19 protein-coding genes are annotated in these 19044 nt (G+C 37.1%); 10 read left to right on the top strand and 9 right to left on the bottom strand.

The genetic code is table 11. From position 1 onward, the window contains the following. The 3 genes from BUA71_RS17725 to BUA71_RS13365 form a co-directional block, all read right to left on the bottom strand. Nucleotides 1-270: hypothetical protein (locus tag BUA71_RS17725; RefSeq protein ID WP_217653620.1), on the bottom strand; the 270-nt coding region annotated here is incomplete at its 3' end. Further along, nucleotides 267-1757 (bottom strand): BCCT family transporter, encoded by a 1491-nt coding sequence (locus tag BUA71_RS13370; protein ID WP_083572102.1) that lies wholly within the window; start codon nucleotides 1755-1757, stop codon nucleotides 267-269. The genes BUA71_RS13370 and BUA71_RS17725, both read right to left, overlap by 4 nt. A 70-nt stretch (nucleotides 1758-1827) precedes the next feature. Further along, nucleotides 1828-3270, bottom strand: a complete 1443-nt coding sequence (locus tag BUA71_RS13365; protein ID WP_072880618.1) for an SDR family oxidoreductase — start codon at nucleotides 3268-3270, stop codon at nucleotides 1828-1830. Nucleotides 3271-3440: 170 nt separating this feature from the next. On the opposite strand from BUA71_RS13365, the gene BUA71_RS13360 reads away from it, so the two are divergent. Beyond that, on the top strand, nucleotides 3441-3644 hold the full coding sequence (locus BUA71_RS13360) for a hypothetical protein (RefSeq protein ID WP_072880616.1): 204 nt from the start codon (nucleotides 3441-3443) through the stop codon (nucleotides 3642-3644). Nucleotides 3645-3705: 61 nt separating this feature from the next. Here the strand turns inward: BUA71_RS13360 and BUA71_RS13355 are convergent, their stop codons facing one another. Next, nucleotides 3706-4131 carry a hypothetical protein gene (locus tag BUA71_RS13355; protein WP_072880632.1) on the bottom strand — a complete coding sequence of 142 codons (426 nt, stop codon included), beginning with the start codon at nucleotides 4129-4131 and terminating at the stop codon, nucleotides 3706-3708. A gap of 79 nt (nucleotides 4132-4210) precedes the next feature. On the opposite strand from BUA71_RS13355, the gene argS reads away from it, so the two are divergent. The 4 genes from argS (at nucleotide 4211) to BUA71_RS13335 (ending at nucleotide 9216) form a co-directional block, all read left to right on the top strand. Continuing rightward, nucleotides 4211-5992 carry an arginine--tRNA ligase gene (gene argS / locus BUA71_RS13350; RefSeq protein WP_072880614.1) on the top strand — a complete coding sequence of 594 codons (1782 nt, stop codon included), beginning with the start codon at nucleotides 4211-4213 and terminating at the stop codon, nucleotides 5990-5992. A gap of 513 nt (nucleotides 5993-6505) precedes the next feature. Then, the gene (gene ffh / locus BUA71_RS13345; protein ID WP_072880612.1) at nucleotides 6506-7834 is read left to right on the top strand and encodes a signal recognition particle protein; all 1329 of its coding nucleotides are present in this window, start codon (nucleotides 6506-6508) and stop codon (nucleotides 7832-7834) included. Nucleotides 7835-7898: 64 nt separating this feature from the next. After that, a complete protein-coding gene (locus BUA71_RS13340) occupies nucleotides 7899-8270 on the top strand; it encodes a four helix bundle protein (protein WP_072880610.1) in 372 nt (123 codons plus the stop codon). 43 nt (nucleotides 8271-8313) lie between these two features. Continuing rightward, nucleotides 8314-9216, top strand: a complete 903-nt coding sequence (locus BUA71_RS13335) for a bifunctional 5,10-methylenetetrahydrofolate dehydrogenase/5,10-methenyltetrahydrofolate cyclohydrolase (RefSeq protein WP_072880608.1) — start codon at nucleotides 8314-8316, stop codon at nucleotides 9214-9216. A gap of 87 nt (nucleotides 9217-9303) precedes the next feature. Here BUA71_RS13335 and BUA71_RS13330 read toward each other — a convergent pair whose 3' ends face one another. From BUA71_RS13330 to rluF, 4 genes are all read right to left on the bottom strand, one after another. Then, nucleotides 9304-9711, bottom strand: a complete 408-nt coding sequence (locus tag BUA71_RS13330; protein WP_245812590.1) for a YkvA family protein — start codon at nucleotides 9709-9711, stop codon at nucleotides 9304-9306. 29 nt (nucleotides 9712-9740) lie between these two features. Next, nucleotides 9741-10760 carry an AI-2E family transporter gene (locus BUA71_RS13325; protein WP_072880606.1) on the bottom strand — a complete coding sequence of 340 codons (1020 nt, stop codon included), beginning with the start codon at nucleotides 10758-10760 and terminating at the stop codon, nucleotides 9741-9743. A gap of 14 nt (nucleotides 10761-10774) precedes the next feature. Next, nucleotides 10775-11197, bottom strand: a complete 423-nt coding sequence (locus BUA71_RS13320; protein WP_072880604.1) for a VOC family protein — start codon at nucleotides 11195-11197, stop codon at nucleotides 10775-10777. Between the two features lie 92 nt (nucleotides 11198-11289). Further along, entirely contained in the window at nucleotides 11290-12096 is an 807-nt protein-coding gene (rluF, locus tag BUA71_RS13315; RefSeq protein ID WP_072880602.1) for a 23S rRNA pseudouridine(2604) synthase RluF, read from the bottom strand. A gap of 261 nt (nucleotides 12097-12357) precedes the next feature. Between rluF and BUA71_RS13310 the strand changes: the two genes are divergently transcribed. The 5 genes from BUA71_RS13310 (at nucleotide 12358) to dnaG (ending at nucleotide 18375) form a co-directional block, all read left to right on the top strand. After that, nucleotides 12358-13752, top strand: coding sequence for an exopolysaccharide biosynthesis polyprenyl glycosylphosphotransferase (locus tag BUA71_RS13310; protein WP_072880600.1), 1395 nt, complete (start codon nucleotides 12358-12360; stop codon nucleotides 13750-13752). A 171-nt stretch (nucleotides 13753-13923) separates the two neighbouring features. Then, nucleotides 13924-14484, top strand: coding sequence for an RNA polymerase sigma factor (locus BUA71_RS13305; RefSeq protein WP_072880628.1), 561 nt, complete (start codon nucleotides 13924-13926; stop codon nucleotides 14482-14484). Next, nucleotides 14471-15217, top strand: coding sequence for a hypothetical protein (locus BUA71_RS13300; protein ID WP_072880598.1), 747 nt, complete (start codon nucleotides 14471-14473; stop codon nucleotides 15215-15217). The genes BUA71_RS13305 and BUA71_RS13300 overlap by 14 nt, the downstream gene beginning before the upstream one ends. A 53-nt stretch (nucleotides 15218-15270) precedes the next feature. Beyond that, nucleotides 15271-16323 carry a hypothetical protein gene (locus BUA71_RS13295; protein ID WP_072880596.1) on the top strand — a complete coding sequence of 351 codons (1053 nt, stop codon included), beginning with the start codon at nucleotides 15271-15273 and terminating at the stop codon, nucleotides 16321-16323. A gap of 81 nt (nucleotides 16324-16404) precedes the next feature. After that, nucleotides 16405-18375 (top strand): DNA primase, encoded by a 1971-nt coding sequence (gene dnaG / locus BUA71_RS13290; protein ID WP_072880593.1) that lies wholly within the window; start codon nucleotides 16405-16407, stop codon nucleotides 18373-18375. Here the strand turns inward: dnaG and BUA71_RS13285 are convergent. Further along, nucleotides 18368-19006, bottom strand: coding sequence for a response regulator (locus tag BUA71_RS13285; RefSeq protein WP_072880591.1), 639 nt, complete (start codon nucleotides 19004-19006; stop codon nucleotides 18368-18370). The two genes, dnaG and BUA71_RS13285, sit on opposite strands and share 8 nt — an antisense overlap. Nucleotides 19007-19044 lie beyond the last annotated feature (38 nt).

Raw genomic sequence — 19044 nt, 5'->3', positions numbered from 1 at the left:
TATTAACAAAGAAAAAAAGAAGCAAAAAAAGAAATTTTCATCATCATTACCATCCTTTCTTAAATAAGTGAAATTGTACTTTACAAACCTAAAGGAGGCCTCGGGAGAGGAATCTTCTCTTTTAGAATTAGGTTTCTTCGTTAGTATTCTGGATCTATTTTTGAGTCTTTCGACTTTAGCCAGTTTTGAGCCGTGGTCGAAAGGTTCAGAATGAAAATCTAAGATATTATTTACGTAGTACTGAACTAAAACCATTATGATATCAATCAATGTTTTTTAAACAATTCCCTTAAAAACAATACCATAATCAGTGCCGTAAAAAGAGCGAAAGGCAGGGAGCTTATAATGAGAAACTTCTGCATAGCGGTGAGTACATCGCTGTTTGGCTTTATATTTCCTAAAACGATAATTGCTTCAGAAAAAATAAGGATTACAGCAGCCCAAATAAGTCGGAATTTCTTTTTGGGTTGCTCCTTTCCTTTGTCGCTAAACATACTCAATACAAAAATTGCTGAATCTACCGAGGTGACCAGGAAGCTAATTAAAAGTACTATGGTAATGATGTTAGTAAAGTAGGAGAATGGAAAAGCCTCAAAGAACCGAAACATAGAAGTAAAAACACTGTCAAATTCCCCATTGTAGGTTTCCATACTTTCAATAAGTCCAAAGGAAGCCGAACCAAAAACACTAAACCAAAAGAAACTGCCCAGGGAGGGGATGAGTAACACCCCAATAATCATTTCCCTAATACTCCGGCCTTTGGAAATCCTGGCTATAAAAATTCCGGTAAACGGTGCCCAGGCGAGCCAAAAGGCCCAGTAATAATAGGTCCAATCGGTGAGGAATTCTTTGCCGGGGTTATGTTTGCCCAAAGCTAAACTTAAAGGTACAAAATCTATAATATAGTGATATAGGGAAATGAAAAACTGGCTAAACATATAAAGAATGTCAATTTGTACAAAGACAAATAACATTAGGAAAAATGTAACATATATATTCCAATTTGATATGCGTTTTATTCCTTTTTTTATTCCTGCGAAAGCCGAAATAAAGGCTAAAATACAAATCACTAAAACCAATAAAATTATAAGCCAAAGTGAACCGGCAGGTTTGGAAACGAGATGGCTAATCCCACCTTCTATTTGTGTAGTGCCCAGGCCAACGGCTGCAACCAATCCAAAAACTGTGGTGAGAATGGTAATTAAGTTTACGCCGGCGGGTAAAAATTTCACCTTCTTTAATTGTGGTAAACTACTGCCTAAAAGAACATTTGATTTGCGTACAAAAAGGTTGTAGGCAATTAAAAGCGCGAATATTCCATAAAAAGCCCAGGCGGTAAATCCCCATTGATAAAAAGTATATTCCAAAGAGATTATTTCTGCAGCGTTTTCAGTAGAAATTGGCGGATTCATAAACATAAATACAGGCTCCTGCACTGCTCTTAATAAAATACCTGCGCCCATTCCGGCACTGTATAGCATGGCAATCCAGGAGAGCCGGTCGAACTCGGGAGGAGTTTTTCCCAGTCTAATTTTTCCAAACTTAGAAAAAGCTATAAAAAGTAAGAAAAACACGCATATTAAACCTAACCACAAATAAAACCCACCAAAGATTTCCCGTACCCAAATAGAAGCGAATTCTATAAGTTCATAGAAGCTTTCAGTAAATAGAAAGATAAAAAGTGCGAGTAAAAACAAGCTTCCCGCAGCCAGGGATAACAAGGGGTTTTTAGATAAGAATTTAAAATACTTTCCCAAATTACAATAAATTTTAGCTTGATAAGTTTAAAAAATCAGATTATAAGAAAGCTAAGGTTTTTAGAAGGATTTACGCTGTGTTTTTCGGTTTACTTTTAGCAATGCTATTGCACATTCCTTCAAAAATAAAATAATGAAAGGGATACATAGAATACCAGTACAAACGGCCCCAAATGCCTTTGGGTCTAAAGGTAGCGGTTTGGTGCAATACGTCATTTTCATCGATACAAAACTCTAACCAAGCCTCCCCGGGTACTTTCATTTCAGCAAAAAGGAGTAGTCGTTTTTCTTTTTTATCGGCTAAAAGCACCCTCCAGAAATCTAAAGAATCCCCGGCGGCAATTTCATCGGGATTAGTGCGACCACGTCTTAATCCTACCCCGCCAAAAAGTTTATCAATGTAGCCTCGAAATTTCCAAAGCCAATTTCCGTAGTACCAGCCATTAAGGCCGCCTATAGACCAGATGCGCTCCAAAACTTCGTCTGGATTATTGGCCTTAGCCGTTTGGGTGTCTTTTAAGCACCCAAAAGTAGGAACTTTTATATAGGCATTGAGGTTCTTTTTAAACCTTCCGCTACTTAAAGAATCCTTCCAGCTGGAAATCACCTGGTGTTGTTCAATTTTATAGAAAGCCAATTCAATCGCCTTTTTGTAGGGAACGGGCTCAACATTTAAAAGTTCCTGCAAACGTGTGTCGCGGGTGGTAACTTCAACCCTCATACTATCTACCAGGTTTTGCGCCAGTTTATAGGAGGTTGAGGTGACAAAATAAAGCCAATAGGAGGAAAGTTTTGGTGACATCACCGGCACATTAAAAATCCATAGTTTTAGGTTTCTAACTTCGGCATATTGCTCCATCATTTCCCTATACGTAAGAATGTCTGGTCCCCCAACATCAAAAGAATCATTATAACACTCCTCCCTGCCAATTACCCCGGTAAGATATTTAATAATATCCCGAATGGATATAGGTTGGCATTTGGTCTTCACCCAGTTTGGCGTAATCATTACCGGGAGTTTTTCACAAAGATCCCTAATGATTTCAAATGATGAACTGCCGGATCCTACAATAATCGCTGCCCTTAAAACCGTTAAATTAAAATCACCTTTGTAAAGCGTTTCTTCAACTTTTTTACGGGATTTTAAATGTTTGGAAAGCTTCTCTTCATTAATAATTCCGCTTAAGTAAATCACTTGATTTACAGAAGTTTCTGCCATAACCTTATTAAAATTGCTGGCTGCCTGGGCTTCCTGGCTCGCAAAATCTTTGGTAGAGCCACTCATGGAGTGGATTAGATAATAAGCAACATCTATATTTTTAATTTTATCTGGTGCCGATTTATCCTTTAAAAAATCTAATTCTACAATTTCAATTTGCTCAAGAATTTCCTTATCGTTCGTAAACCTACTTTTACTGCGTACCGCGCAAATTACCTCGTGACCTTTTTCTAAAAGCTCGGGAAGAATTCGCATACCTATATATCCATTTGCGCCTGTAAGAAGTATTCTCATAAATTGTATGTGCTAGTGAGTTTAAATCAAAATGAAATTTTTATAATGGATAATAATGGAACTCATTTTCGCAAGTTGATATATCGTTTATCTCGTCACTTATATCAAATTTGACTTTAAATTAGGAATTAAACCCTTACTTTGCCGTAGGATTAGTAAAACTTTATAAAATGAACAACGTGCTTAAAATAGTACTACTCATTATTGGAGTGGGAATGATTGGCTATGGTCTTTATACCTTAGTTACTCCAGAAGTTGCCATAGATGCCGGTCCTCTGCAAATAGAGGCGCAAGGCGATAAAACCCAATCTTATGCGATGATGGGGTTTGGAATTTTATGCTTAATTGGCGGACTTGCTTTTGGAAAGCGATAGTCTCGATTATTCAAAATTAGTACATTTTGATAAAAAATACTGGTATGGGCTTAAACATACGTTAAAGGTCTTCAATTTGAGTAGGTGCATTATCGGCTTTATAATCTAAAATCTTTTTAAAGAACTTGTGAATTGACGGCGTGTTTGCTTTCACTTTTATAAAATAATGATCTCGGTAGATACTGTATTCCTCGGCTTTACCTTTATATAGGTGCAATTTATAATAGGGAATAACCAGGGCATAGGTCTCCAGTAAAGAGCGGAACATAACAATAATTCCATTGGGTCGCATCTCTACATTGCATGTATTGGCATTACTGTCTAACACCATTAAATTATGAATGTCTATGGAGGTGTTGGTCATGTGCAATTTTGGGGAACCGGTGCCGTTTAATTTCATACGTTGCAGCAGTGTAAATGTCTTTCCCACTTCTGCGTCTATTTTTTCCTTTATTTTTGACCGGTTATAAGAGATGTTTAATAGCATAAGTTTTTGCTTAAAGATAGGCAAAATTCTATTTTCTACTATCTTTGCAGGGCTTTTAAACTAAAAACCGATATAAAAAATGAAGCTTCAAAGTATCCTGGCGACTCACGTGAAAAATGCAGTCAAAGAAAAATATGATGTAGAAATTGATGATTTTGAGTTTCAGCCTACACGCAAGGATTTTGAGGGTGATATTACCTTAGTGACCTTTCCTATGTTGCGCCAGGTTAAGACAAATCCTGTGAAACTGGGAGAAGATATTGGTAAATATCTCGAGGAGAATGTTAGTGAGGTTTCGGGGTTTAATGTGGTAAAAGGTTTTTTAAATATCGTGCTTAGCGATGCCTATTATCTCAACTTCTTTAATGAAATAAAAGATAAAAAGGATTTTGGACTTTTACCTCCGGAAACCAGCGCTAAAGGGATTATGGTAGAATATTCTTCGCCAAATACCAATAAACCGCTACACCTGGGGCATATAAGAAATATTCTTTTAGGTTTTTCTGTGGCTGAAATTTTAAAAGCCGCCGGAAACAAATCCTATAAAACCCAAATAATTAACGATCGCGGTATTCATATCTGCAAGTCTATGTTGGCCTGGAAACGCTTCGGGAATGAAGAAACACCAGATTCTGCCGGCATAAAAGGAGATAAATTGGTAGGAAATTACTACGTAAAGTTTGATCAGGAATATAAAAAGGAGATTGCTGAATTAATTGAAGAAAAGGGAATTTCTGAAGAAGCTGCCAAAGCTGAAGCTCCTATCTTAGTGGAAGCTAAACAGATGCTTTTAAAATGGGAAGCTGGAGATCCCGAGGTGGTTGCCTTATGGGAAAAAATGAACCAATGGGTATATGACGGCTTTGAAAAAACCTACGATGCCCTTGGAGTAGATTTTGATAAAAATTATTACGAAAGCGATACCTATTTACTAGGTAAGGATGTTGTAAATAAAGGCCTGGAGAAAGGTGTTTTTTATAGAAAAGAGGATGATAGTGTATGGATAGACCTTACCGATGAAGGCCTGGATGAAAAGATTGTTTTGAGAAGTGACGGCACCGCGGTTTATATGACCCAGGATATTGGGACTGCAATACAGCGGGTAAAGGATTTTGATATCAATGGGATGGTTTATACCGTTGGGAATGAACAGGATTATCACTTTAAAGTACTGTTTTTAATTCTGAAGAAACTCGGCTTCGATTGGGCAGATTATCTCTATCACCTTAGCTACGGAATGGTAGATCTGCCCAGTGGAAAAATGAAAAGTAGAGAGGGAACGGTAGTAGATGCCGATGACCTTATTGTTGAAATGACTGAAACTGCTCGTAAAATTTCAGAAGAATTAGGAAAACTTGATGGTTATACTGAAACTGAAAAAGAAGAGCTATATCGCATAATTGGTCTTGGCGCTTTAAAGTATTATATCTTAAAAGTTGATCCTAAGAAAAGGATTTTATTCAACCCTGAAGAATCGGTAGATTTTCAGGGGAATACGGGACCGTTTATACAGTACACTTACGCCAGGATTCAATCTATTATTAGAAAAGCCGATTTCGATTTTAGCAAGCCAGCGGCAGAAGACTATGAGCTTCACGATAAAGAGCGGGAGTTAATCAAACAGCTTCAATTGTACCCGGAAACTATTCAATTGGCAGCAGAAAATCACAGCCCGGCGTTAATCGCCAATTACACCTACGATCTGGTAAAAGAATTCAATTCATTTTATCAGAATGTGACTATTCTGGGAACAGAAAATATATCAGAAAAAACATTACGCGTGCAATTAGCAAAAAGTGTGGGAGAGGTAATTAAATCTTCTTTCGCATTGTTGGGAATCCAGGTACCAGAGAGAATGTAAAAAGCCCCCTAACCCCCAAGGGGGGGGAATTTGTTTCGTTGCAATTATTTAGATAATAAATACTTTAAACACAGAACACAGAACACAGACCAGAGATCAAGGAAAAGTACGATATGGGACTCCTCCCCTTAGGGGAGGTTGGGAGGGGCTAATGAAATAAAAAGTTTTCACTTCAATTTCAAATGATTAAATTTGCAATTCGCTAATAAAAAAGCCAATTGTTATCCTGCAAGGTTTTGGAAACCTTGTAGGTATAGAGTTTATAATTGAAAGACGTAAAACTTAAGAGAAATAAAGGTTTTCTAACTTACGCAAGTAAATATTAATTGGATATTTTGGTTTTGGATTTTAGCGAAAGAATTTTAATAAAAACCAAACTTGACGTAAAACTCTAGGTTGGAGAAAAATAGTTTTATACTTCCGAAGAAAATTTTTTAATAGCTCGGGTAAAATAGAGGATTAAAAACTTTGGTAAATTAACCCCTTAAAAAGGGAATAAACGACAGAAAAATTATGTTTGATAATTTAAGTGAGAAATTAGATAGTGCCTTACACGTTTTAAAAGGTCATGGACAAATTACAGAAGTAAACGTTGCCGAAACCTTAAAGGAAGTAAGACGCGCCCTGGTAGATGCCGATGTGAACTATAAAATTGCCAAAGATTTCACCAATGTCGTAAAAAAGAAAGCCCTGGGGCAGGATGTTTTAAAAGCATTAAAGCCGGGACAAATGATGGTAAAGCTCGTGAAAGACGAGTTAACCGACCTTATGGGAGGAGAAGCCGAAGGAATAAACCTATCGGGCGATCCTTCTGTAATTTTAATGTCTGGATTGCAGGGTAGTGGTAAGACTACTTTCTCGGGAAAACTTGCGAAATATTTAAAAAATAAAAAGACCAAAAAACCTTTATTGGTAGCCTGTGATGTGTATCGTCCTGCGGCAATAGACCAGTTACACGTAGTCGGGGAACAGGTTGATGTAGAGGTGTTTTCAGATAAAGGAAATCAAGATCCGGTGGCTATTTCTAAAGCAGCAATTGCCCACGCTAAAGCCAATGGTCATAATGTAGTGATTATAGATACCGCTGGTCGTCTTGCTGTAGATGAGGTGATGATGACCGAGATCTCAAATATTCACAATGAGATTAAACCACACGAAACTTTGTTTGTGGTAGATTCTATGACGGGTCAGGATGCGGTAAATACAGCAAAAACCTTTAACGAAAGGCTTAATTTCGATGGGGTAATCCTTACCAAATTAGACGGTGATACCCGCGGTGGGGCTGCGATCTCAATTAAATCTGTAGTAAATAAACCCATTAAATTTATTGGTACGGGTGAGAAAATGGATGCCTTAGATGTATTCTATCCCGGCCGTATGGCCGATAGGATTTTGGGGATGGGAGATGTTATTTCCCTTGTTGAAAGAGCCCAGGAACAATATGATGAGGAAGAAGCCAGGAAGATCCAGAAGAAAATTGCGAAAAATAAATTCGGTTTCGATGATTTCTTAAAGCAACTTCAGCAAATTAAGAAAATGGGGTCTATGAAAGACCTTATGGGAATGATCCCCGGGGCCGGAAAAATGCTGAAAGATGTTGATATTGACGATGATGCATTTAAAGGTATCGAGGCCATAATTCACTCCATGACGCCAGAAGAACGAAGTAATCCTAAAATTATTAATTCCAGCCGTAAGAAAAGAATAAGTAAAGGTTCTGGTACATCGGTGCAGGAAGTGAACCAACTGCTGAAGCAATTTAACCAAATGGGAAAAATGATGAAGATGATGCAAGGTGGCGGTGGCCAAAAAATGATGCAAATGATGAAGGGGATGAAATAGTTTGCAGTGGTCCCAGTGGCAGTATGCAGTCGCAGTAGACAGTTAGAAAAAATAAATCTTAAATATGGATTATAAATCTTTACGAGTTTATGAGATTGGTTTTTCATTGGCTATGGATATTTTTGAAGCCACAAAGCGATTTCCTAAAGAAGAAACTTATTCCCTCACCGATCAAATACGAAGGAGTTCAAGATCAGTATGTGTAAATGTTGCTGAAGCTTATAGAAAGAGGAAGTATCCAAAGCATTTTGTTAGTAAATTAACTGACTCTGATGCTGAAAATGCGGAGACTCAAAGTTGGTTAGAATTTGCCTATGCTTGCAAATATCTAGATTTAGATAAAAAGACAAAATTTATAGAAAAGAGTAATGAGGTTGGAAAACTTCTAAACTTTATGATTAATAATCCAGGTAGGTTTGGAGTCGGCAAGGATTGAGTATTGCTAACTGCGAACCGAGACTGAATACTGAACACTGAATATGACTATTTTAGACGGAAAAAAAACCAGCAATGATATAAAAGATGAAATTGCTGCTGAAGTTGAAAAAATAAAAAAAAGAGGAGAGAAGATTCCTCATTTGGCTGCAATTATTGTTGGGAACGATGGGGCCAGCCTCACTTATGTAAACGCTAAGGTGAAATCCTGTGAACGGGTTGGCTTTAAATCTTCGCTTTACAGACTTCCAAATACCATTAGTGAACTTGAATTACTTGATAAAATTGAAGAACTTAATGAAAATGACGATATAGATGGCTTTATTGTTCAGTTGCCATTACCGCCCCAAATAGATACCCAAAAAGTTCTAAATGCCGTAGATCCCGATAAAGATGTAGATGGTTTTCACCCTACCAATTTTGGGAAGATGGCTTTAGATATGACCTCCTTTATTCCCGCTACTCCTTTTGGGATTTTAGAATTATTAGAACGTTATGATATTCCTACCAAAGGGAAGCATACCGTGGTTATTGGGCGTAGTTATATTGTGGGAAGACCAATGAGTATTCTTATGGGAAGAAGTGGTTTTCCAGGAAATTCTACCGTGACTTTAACACACGAATTCACTAAAAATATTACCCAAATTACTTCTCAGGCCGATATTATTATTATCGCTGTAGGTATTCCAGATTTTCTAAAGGCCGAGATGATTAAAGATGATGCCGTAATTATAGATGTGGGAATTACCCGCGTTCCAAATGAGGAAGCTAAAAAAGGCTATGTGCTAAAAGGAGATGTAGATTTTGAAAATGTAAGCAAACGTGCATCTTATATTACGCCGGTTCCCGGTGGAGTAGGACCTATGACAGTATCTATGCTTTTAAAAAATACGCTTCTGGCTACAGAGCGTCACAAAAAAAGAAATTCAGAGAAAAATAGAAAATAAAACCTATTTTGATGTTAAACAAACAAGACCTCATAACTTTAAAATGTTATGAGGTCTTGTTTTTAGAGACTGGTAGGTGGTGTTTAATTATTCTTCATTACTGTCTAATTTCCAGTCTAAATACTTGTGTAAATCGGTTTCCATAAATCGAATGGAGAAAGTTAGGATTGCAAAATCATCCACATAGCCAATTCCGGGGATAAAATCGGGCATAATATCAAAAGGGTTAATAACGTAGAGCATGGTAAAAGCGATGGAAGCAATAGTAAACCAGGGGATGTTGGTGTAACTACCATTGCGAAAGTCATTTAGCATGCTGAACATAAGTTTGCCTATTTCGGTATATTTTCTTAAAGCCCCGGCATTCATGATTTTATCTTCGGCTTGCTTCTGGCTATTTGCAGCAATATCTACATCGCCATCATTTACCTGAGCGACACCTTTTTTAAAATATTCTTCATTAATTTCTTCTTTTTTCTTGCTAAACATATTCATAAGTCATTGTTTTTTAGATTAGTTATTAATTAAAGTCGGTCGTGGGTATTGCCGTACTCTTTCTTGTAAATTTTTAGAATAAGTAAAAACAAAGAGATAAGCAAAGGCCCAAATATTAAGCCTATAAAGCCAAAAAGCGGAACTCCCACAATTACCCCAAAAAGAGTAATAAGCGGATGTACAGATGCTAAACGCTCCAATACATAAAGCCTAATGAGATTATCTGTAGATCCTACCACTACAAAGCCATAAATGAGCATCGCAATTCCCTGCCAATTGTGGCCCTGGGCAAATAAAAGAATAACTACAGGTAGAATACCTATTGTTGTTCCTATAAATGGGATCATAGATCCTATGGCTGTAATTACAAACCAGAAAAAAGGGTCTGGCACGCCAAGAATTAAAAATCCAATTAAAGCAATTATACCCTGACTAATAGCGACTAAAGGTATTCCTAAAGCATTGGATTTCACCAGTTGGTCACTTTCTTCTCCTATAATTTTTAAATTTTCTTTGCCCAGGGGAATATAGGAAATCAAAGAACTTTTCATGGCATCACGCTTAATAAGCATATAATAGAGCATAAAATACATCACTCCAATGGCAATAAAAGCATCAAAAGTGCCCCCGGCCAAATTTTGCAGGTTACCAGAGATCCAGCTCGTGATTGAGCTTGTATCTATAGCCTCATTTATATTATAACCAACATACGTTTCTGCCTGCGTTAATTGGTCTTTTACCGCACGTATTACTCTTTCAGAATTAATTACAGCTTTACTCACCTTAGATGTTATCATGATAATGATTAGGCTAATTGGTACCAGGATGCCAATAAATGAACCCGTCATTAAAAGTGCTGCGGCAAGTGATGGGTTCCAGCCTCGGTTACGGAGGTTGGTCATCCATTTTCTTAATAATACATACAGGGTAATAGCACCCAACACCCCTGATAAATATGGAATAATTTCTTTAAATATTAAAACCGCCAAAAAGACTAATAGGAGTAAAACGAATATTTGTCGTACTAATGCCGGTTTTAATTTATCCATATTTTCTGTTTAGGTTATTTTGCAAAAAGTTGGTTTTTGTCCTTAAAAGCTTTGAATTCCAGTGCATTTCCACAGGGATCGTTAAAAAACATCGTGGCCTGCTCTCCCACTTCTCCTTCAAATCTAATGTGGGGATCTATTTCAAACTGGATTTCCTTAGCTTTAAGTAGGCTGGCAAACTCGTGAAAAACATCCCATTCCAGCACCACTCCAAAATGTGGGATAGGCACTGTTTTACCATCTACAGGATTATTTTGGCTTTTTGAAATTTCTTCTTTTGGTTTTTGATGAATTACCAATTGATGGCCAAAAAAATTAAAATCTACCCAATGCTCGCTACTTCGGCCTTCACCACATCCAAGGATATTTTTGTAGAATCTTCTGGCTTTTTCTAAATCTGAAACCGGAATTGCTAAATGAAATGGCTGCACTTTCATAATTTTAGGTCATTTATCATTAATAATTCTAAACTCTCTTAAAATTAGCATGTAAAACTTAATCGATTGTAAAAAAATGCGCTAATTATGTGTTAAGGTTTTTTACGGCTAATTCTTTGTTTGCTTTTTTGTCTTGTTGTATTTATATTTTTTACGCTTTCGGTTTGATGCGTTTTACTGGAATGCCCTACTAAATCTTTAATAGTTCTCAACTCTTTTTCTGTAAGATCGCGCCATTCCCCCACCGGCATATCCAGGTTAACGTTCATAATCCTTATGCGCTTTAAGGCGGTTACCCTGTAACCTAAATATTCGCACATTCTTCTAATTTGCCTGTTTAATCCCTGTGTGAGTATAATTCTAAATTCATTTTTACCCAATTTTTCCACTTCGCATTTTCGGGTTACAGTATCTAAAATTGGGACTCCATTTCCCATACGTTTAATGAAGTTTGCGGTAATCGGTTTGTTAACAGAAACGATATACTCCTTCTCGTGATTGTTTTTTGCTCTAAGGATTTTATTGACAATATCCCCGTCATTAGTTAGGAAAATTAAGCCTTCGCTGGGTTTATCCAATCGGCCGATAGGGAAAATTCGTTTGGGATAATTTATGTAATCTATAATGTTATCTTTTTCCACGCGCGTATCTGTGGTGCAAACAATGCCAACAGGCTTATTAAAGGCGATATAAACATTTGGCTCTTTTTTTTCTGCTTCAGAAACTAATTTTCCGTCGATGCGCACTGAGTCCCGGCCACTAATTTTTGTTCCCATTTCGGGTACTTTCCCGTTTATAGTAACCCTACCGGCATCTATCAATTTATCTGCCGCACGTCTCGAACAATAGCCTATTTCACTTAGGTATTTGTTTATCCTGGTAAGTTTTTCTTCCGCCATAAAAAATAGTTATGCCGTAAAGATAAGAGGAAAGCCAGCAAAACAGAAAAGTCCTGGTTAAAAATGTGTTTGTTCCCAGGTTACGATTATAGTTTTTACTTACTGTTCGCTGAATACTGCGACTGTGAACTGAATATTTGTGGTTTGTTGTTAGCAAGGATTAAGTACGATGCGAATTAAAGAAACTTTGAACTTTGAACTTTGTTCCAGAGAAAGTTGCAGAAATCAAAAATATTTTATCTTTAACCCAGAAAGTAATTCATGTCCCAGAGTCCACTTTTTCATTTTGAAATTTCTGAACGTAAGATTTTGTTGCGTTTATTTGATTCTCTTGCTATGCTTATTTGTTTAAGTCTGGTAGGTATTATTTTTGAGTTTAGTTACTTTCGTATAGATGCGCAAAACTGGTCCTGGACCTTAGTATTGCTTCTCTATTTTAATATTTTTGGGAGTGTTTTTGAACTTTATGACCTGCAAAAAGCTTCAAAATTTGATAGCATTTTTCAAAATGTGCTATTAACTACCGGGACAACGGTAATATTTTATATGTTAACCCCGTTTTTTACTCCAAGCTTACCGGTAAACAGGCTGCAAATTCTATTTTTTCTACTCGCTATCGCGTTGCCTCTTCTGGTGTGGCGTTATATATATATTCGTTTCATATCCTCTCCCCGGTTCTACAAACGCGTATTGGTGGTTGGCAATTCCTTTGATATTAATCTTATTAGTGCCGATTTACAAAAATCTGATCCCAATTATGTTGTAGTAGGTTATATTAAAACCGAAGATAGGATACAATCTACCATAACAGCCAGTGAACTTATTAGGTTTGAAGCTGAAGATTTAAGAGAGGCAATAAAAAAACATCATATCAATGAAATTGTAGTGGCTAGTGGCTATAAAGAAGGTTTAATGTTACCTTTATATAATCAATTGAATCATTTGTTGAAAGTTGGTTTTCCAATAAAAGATTATGTTCAGGTTTTCGAAGATGCTACCAAACGCATTCCCGTGCAACACGTAGATAAAGATTTTTATCGATATTTTCCTTTTAGCCGAAGTAACAAAAATAAATTCTATCAGCTGTTTTTTCGTTTTTTTGATATCATTGTTTCTATTCTCGGACTGTGCTTTTTTATACTCATTTTACCTTTCATCATTTTGATTAATCTAATGAGTAACCGCGGAAAATTATTTTATGCCCAAAAACGGGTAGGGAAATTTGGGCAACCTTTTAATATTTTTAAGTTGCGCACCATGATAAAAGATGCTGAAGTTGATGGTCCCAGGTACGCCAGTAAAGACGATCTTAGAACTACTCGCTTTGGAAAGATTTTAAGACGTACCCGGTTAGATGAAATTCCGCAATTTTACAATGTACTTAAAGGAGATATGAGCCTAATTGGCCCCAGGCCAGAGCGTCCGGTTTTTGTAAAAGAACTCTCTGAAATTATTCCGTTTTATGAAACCAGGCATGTGATTAAACCGGGATTAACCGGTTGGGCACAGGTAAAAGCCGATTATGGAAATTGCCATACCGATAGCCTGGTTAAACTTCAATATGATCTTTACTATATAAAACACCGTAGTATCTTTCTCGATCTCAATATTTTATTAAAAACATTAAGTACCGTTATTTTTTTTAGGGGACAGTGAGAGAAGTAGGCAGTGACAGTTTGTATTGTAGTAGACATTAGTATACTCCCAATTTTCAGTAAGTTTTTTAGAACTTAAGTTGAAAACTGAAAACAAATAACCTAATTGAGGCAACCTTTTGTAACTTTCTTGCGTCTATGTAAATAGAAGGCCATTTAATTGAATAATTCGGTGAAAGTAATTCCGCTTTTTAAAAATGAATCTCAGCTTATAAAGCGTGCCGCGAAACAAAATCGCGATGCACAGCGCGAATTATATGAGTTGCATTCTGGCAAAATGCTAAGCGTTTGCCGGCAGTATATAAAAGATATACACCACGCCGAAGAGGTTATGCTTAATGGCTTTTTTAAAGTATTTACCCATCTTAAAGACTTTGAAGGAAAAGGAAGCTTTGAAGGCTGGGTGAGAAAAATTATGGTGCGGGAATCCATTTCATTTTTGCGAACCTATAAAAAATTTGAGTTTAGGAACGAAGCAATAAAAGAAGTAGAAGTTTCCCGGGAGATGGAAAGTGAGTTGGAAGTTGCGCACCTTCAAAAATTGATAGATAATTTGCCGGAAGGCTATAAAATGGTTTTTGTGCTCTATGCTATTGAAGGTTACAAACACCTCGAGATAGGTGAAATGCTGAATATTTCTGAAGGCACTTCTAAATCCCAGCTGTTTAAAGCAAGAAAGATGTTGCAGGCGCAGCTAAAATCACAAAATAAATCGGATTATGGAATTAAATAGATTCGAAAAAAAACTCAAAAAAGAGTTAGGATGCAGGCGAATAGCTCCCGCAACCGAAAGCTGGGATAAACTGGAGTCAAAATTAGATGCCGAAGAAAATAAAAGGACTTCAAAGCCCTGGAAATATGTAGCGGCGGTAGTCGCAATATTAGTAATTGCCGGAAGTACTATTTGGAATTTAAATTATTCTGAAACTCCACAGGTTGTTGAAGAGCCAATCAATGAGATCATTGAAAAACCTATATTAGAGCAACAAAAACCTGTGCTTGAAACCCAAATTGCTTCAGAGGAGATTGTTATAAATAAAGGAGCTTCAGCAGCGAATGAAGCTTCTCATCTTAACAAAAGCTTAGATGTAAAAGAAGCCCCCCAGATTTCACCTATTTCCGAAGAAAAAAATATTGGAAGAGTAGTGGTTTTAGAGACCATAAGTTTGGAGCCGCCAATGCTAAAACAGGAAGTTGTACAAAATAAAGTGGAAGAGGTGATTGCAGTGACTAAAAACAATGAAAAAATCACAAATGATGAGTTAGATGCCTTGCTTGCAGAAGCCGCTGCCCAGATTAGCGAAGCGCGTGATTTTGTAGTTATGGATAAAAATGGAACTATTTCTGCCAATGCCCTGCTTGCCGAGGTAGAAGATGAACTGTACCAATCTTTTAAAGCCAGGGTTTTTGAGATCTTAAAAGAGGGATATCTAAAAGCCAGAACAGCCGTAGCTAATAGCAATTAAAATAAATATCAAGCCCACAAACGGGTCATTCATCAACATCAAAAATAATTTTTATGAGAACAATTATCGTTTACATCAGTTTGTTAGTATTCAGCTTGGCATTTCAGGAAGTATTTTCGCAAGAAGTGGCCAGTGTAGAAACAGAGGTTACTTCTGAAAAGAAATCGAAGGCATTTTTTGAAAAGAAAAAAGCCGAGATTATAGCCAAAGAGAAGGAAAAACTAAGGTATGAAATAGAGCGTATCAATGATCAATTGAAACAGGGAAAGCTTAGCAGGGAAGAAGCCGAAAAACAGAAAAAAGAATATGCCGAAAAGCACGCCCGAAATATTGAAAATAAAATTTCCATTTTAAACAACAATATGGAGTTGCGGGAACGCAATGGAGATTCTTCTGAAAACTATATCGCTATTGGTGGCAAGGGTAAAGCTTTAGATATAAATATAAACACAAACGATAAATATGATAATCGCACTACGACAGATCTTGTAATTGCTGCCGGATTTAACAATGCACTGGAAAAAGGACAGTCTCTAAATGATTCTGACTTTAAAATTGCCGGGAGTCGGTTTTTTGAGATTGGTTGGGCCTGGAAAACCCGTGTTTTTAAAAATACCAACTGGTTGCGGTTTCGTTATGGGGTTTCCTTTCAGCTTAACGGTTTAAAACCTACCAATAACCGCTATTTTGTAGAAGAAGGCGATATGACGAGACTGGAAAACTTCGATTTAGATTTAGATAAATCGAAGTTTAGAATGGACAACCTGGTGGTGCCAATCCACTTTGAAATGGGGCCGTCTAAGAGAACCGAGACAGAGAATAGACTACATTTTTCAACCTATAAAATGCTCAAAATTGGGATTGGTGGTTACGCCGGACTTAATATTGGGAAACGCCAAAAACTTAAATACAAAGCCGATGGCGACAAGGTGAAAGAAAAATTAAAAAACAGTTATAATACTAATGATTTTGTTTATGGACTTAGTGCCTACCTGGGTTGGGGCGGTGCCACGCTTTATGGTAAATATGATCTAAACCCCATTTTTAAAGAGCCTAATAAAGAATTGTATAATTTTTCCCTTGGGCTGCGCTTTGATGTTGATTAGCAAATTTTAAGTTGTAATTTTGCCTTCGAATGATACAAACCTCCCAGGTTCCAAATTTGTGAGGTTTAAACGCATATTTATTTGATTTCAAAAAACACCATAGACAATGTATTTGAAACCGCCCGGGTAGAGGAGGTGCTGGGTGATTTTGTACAACTCAAGAAGTCGGGGGCGAATTTTAAAGGTTTAAGTCCCTTTAGTGACGAGCGTACTCCCAGTTTTATGGTTTCTCCCGTAAAACAAATATGGAAGGATTTCTCTAGCGGAAAAGGTGGAAATGTCGTTGCTTTTCTCATGGAACACGAGCATTTCACCTATCCCGAAGCCATAAAATACCTCGCTAAAAAGTATGGAATTGAGATTGAAGAAACTAAACAAACCGATGAGCAAAAACAGCAGGCAGATGAACGGGAAAGTATGTATTTGGTTTCTGAATTTGCCAATAAACATTTTCAGAAAAACCTGCATAAAACCGAACCCGGAAAAGCCATTGGTCTAAGCTACTTTAAAGAGCGTGGATTTTCCCGGGAAACAATCAAAAAGTTTGAATTGGGATACTCGCTCGATGAGTGGGACGATTTTACCAAAGAAGCGCTCGCCGAAGCTTACAAGTTGGAATATCTCGAAAAAACGGGGCTAACAATTGTAAAGGGCGAGAAGCAGTTTGATAGATTTAAGGGAAGAGTGATGTTTCCTATTCACTCTATGTCTGGCCGGGTGCTGGGCTTTGGTGGTAGAATCTTAACCAGTGAAAAAAAGGCAGCTAAATACCTCAATTCGCCAGAAAGTGATATCTACCATAAAAGCAAAGTGCTTTATGGAATTAATTTCGCAAAACAGGCAATTGCCAAAGAAGATAATTGCTTTTTAGTAGAAGGCTATACCGACGTAATTCAGTTTCATCAAAGCGGAATTGAAAACGTGGTTTCTTCTTCGGGTACTGCTTTAACGCCAGAGCAGATTAGGCTTATAAATCGGCTTACCAAAAATATTACAGTACTTTTTGACGGGGATGCTGCAGGAATTAGGGCCTCTCTGCGTGGGATAGACCTTATTTTAGAACAGGGCATGAACGTGCGGGTTTGTACTTTTCCGCAGGGAGAAGATCCCGATAGTTTTGCAAAAAATAATTCAAAAGAAGCTTTAAGCGAGTATTTACAAAATAACGCTCAGGATTTTATTAGCTACAAAGCTTCGCTACTAATGGAAGAAGCTAAAAAAGATCCTGTGAAAAAAGCAGAATTAATTCGGGATATTGTAAATAGTATTTCTAAGATTCCAGATAACATTCAGCAGGAAGTTTATCTACAGGAATGCGCCCGGATTATGGATATTTCTGAAAATGTCCTTTTTTCGAGCCTGGCCCAATTAAATGCAAAAGAGGGGCGGAGTGCTGCCAGACAGCAGAAACAAAAGAAATCTTTTGATGTTGTAAAAGAGGAGCCTAAGCCCAAGCTTAAAGTAGATGAACAATACGAACTGGAAAAACGTATAATCAGTTTGCTGCTGTTATATGGGACTGAAGAAGAAGAATTTGAAGACCTGGTTTTAAAGGAGAAAGAAGATGGAGAGTTCGCTTTAGAGCAGGAAAAGCAAAAAAGTAAGGTTTTTGAAAAAGTTTTTCTCGATTTGCAAGAGGATGAAATTGCTTTTGCCAATCCGAAATTCCGGGAAATTTATAAGGAACTTATTACGCGTTTAAACAGTGAGGAATCTTTTGAAGTTAGGCACTTCATTAATAATATAAGTTCCGAACAAGCTTCAGAAGTTACTTCCATACTAATGGAAGAAGAACAATACAAGCTACACGAATGGGACAGGCAGAATATTTTCGTAAAACAGAAAACCGAAACTATTGCCCGCCTGGTAAGTGAGACTATTCTTTCTTTGCGGCGTTTCTTGATCAATCAAAAAATTAATGAGCTTTCTGAGCTGGTAAAATCTAAAGAAGAAGCAGAAGGACAAGAACAATCCCAAAGTATCCTTGCAGATATTATGGATTATCTAAACCTAAAAAAAGTGCTTTCAGAAAAATTAAACCGGGTTATGTAACGTTTAATTGTAAAAGTCGGGAGCGGGTAATGAGATCGGCTATATTATCAACCTGAAGCTTCTTAAGCAGCCTGGTTTTATAAGTGCTCACCGTTTTTTCATTAATTGAAAGTGCTTCGGCAATATCCTTATTTCTTTTTCCAGCTGAAATAAGACTTAACACTTCAGATTCCCGGGTAGAAAGTTTCTTAAATTTAGTAACAAAGTTTTTGTTACTTACCACTTCGGTATTCAGCTTATCGGTAATTTTTTTGTTGAGGTAAATGCCACCGCGGGAAACCTGGTGAATGGCGGCTTCAATTTCTTCCAGTTTTGCGGTTTTACAAACATAACCAGAAGCCCCGGCTTTTATAGTGCTTAGCGCATAAACTTCTTCGGGATGGGAACTACAAACCAGGATTTTTACTTTGGTATAATCCTTCTTTATAGTTCGTAAAGCGTTTATGCCATTTATACCCGGTAAATCTATTTCTATAATCAAAAGATCTGGTTGGCTTTCGCTTAGATAACCATATAAAGCCATACCGCTGCGAACGGTTCCGCCAATTTCATACGTTGCATCTTTTTCTAAAATGCCCCGAATTCCCTCGTGCACCAATGGGTGATGATCTGCAATTAATACTGTACTCATAATTTATGTAAATTGAACAACACATTGGGGGACGGTGT

This window comes from Salegentibacter echinorum, assembly GCF_900129445.1.
GTDB classification, from domain to species: domain Bacteria; phylum Bacteroidota; class Bacteroidia; order Flavobacteriales; family Flavobacteriaceae; genus Salegentibacter; species Salegentibacter echinorum.
Note: the sequence above shows the minus strand (reverse complement) of the source record. Positions and strands in the feature narration are given on the sequence as shown.

Bases quoted from the DNA above. Each gene is read 5' to 3' on its own strand.
- BUA71_RS13365 (WP_072880618.1), bottom strand. From the start codon at position 3,270: ATGAGAATACTTCTTACAGGCGCAAATGGATATATAGGTATGCGAATT.
- BUA71_RS13360 (WP_072880616.1), top strand. From the start codon at position 3,441: ATGAACAACGTGCTTAAAATAGTACTACTCATTATTGGAGTGGGAATG.
- BUA71_RS13355 (WP_072880632.1), bottom strand. From the start codon at position 4,131: ATGCTATTAAACATCTCTTATAACCGGTCAAAAATAAAGGAAAAAATA.
- argS (WP_072880614.1), top strand. From the start codon at position 4,211: ATGAAGCTTCAAAGTATCCTGGCGACTCACGTGAAAAATGCAGTCAAA.
- ffh (WP_072880612.1), top strand. From the start codon at position 6,506: ATGTTTGATAATTTAAGTGAGAAATTAGATAGTGCCTTACACGTTTTA.
- BUA71_RS13340 (WP_072880610.1), top strand. From the start codon at position 7,899: ATGGATTATAAATCTTTACGAGTTTATGAGATTGGTTTTTCATTGGCT.
- BUA71_RS13335 (WP_072880608.1), top strand. From the start codon at position 8,314: ATGACTATTTTAGACGGAAAAAAAACCAGCAATGATATAAAAGATGAA.
- BUA71_RS13330 (WP_245812590.1), bottom strand. From the start codon at position 9,711: ATGAATATGTTTAGCAAGAAAAAAGAAGAAATTAATGAAGAATATTTT.
- BUA71_RS13325 (WP_072880606.1), bottom strand. From the start codon at position 10,760: ATGGATAAATTAAAACCGGCATTAGTACGACAAATATTCGTTTTACTC.
- BUA71_RS13320 (WP_072880604.1), bottom strand. From the start codon at position 11,197: ATGAAAGTGCAGCCATTTCATTTAGCAATTCCGGTTTCAGATTTAGAA.
- rluF (WP_072880602.1), bottom strand. From the start codon at position 12,096: ATGGCGGAAGAAAAACTTACCAGGATAAACAAATACCTAAGTGAAATA.
- BUA71_RS13310 (WP_072880600.1), top strand. From the start codon at position 12,358: ATGTCCCAGAGTCCACTTTTTCATTTTGAAATTTCTGAACGTAAGATT.
- BUA71_RS13300 (WP_072880598.1), top strand. From the start codon at position 14,471: ATGGAATTAAATAGATTCGAAAAAAAACTCAAAAAAGAGTTAGGATGC.
- BUA71_RS13295 (WP_072880596.1), top strand. From the start codon at position 15,271: ATGAGAACAATTATCGTTTACATCAGTTTGTTAGTATTCAGCTTGGCA.
- BUA71_RS13285 (WP_072880591.1), bottom strand. From the start codon at position 19,006: ATGAGTACAGTATTAATTGCAGATCATCACCCATTGGTGCACGAGGGA.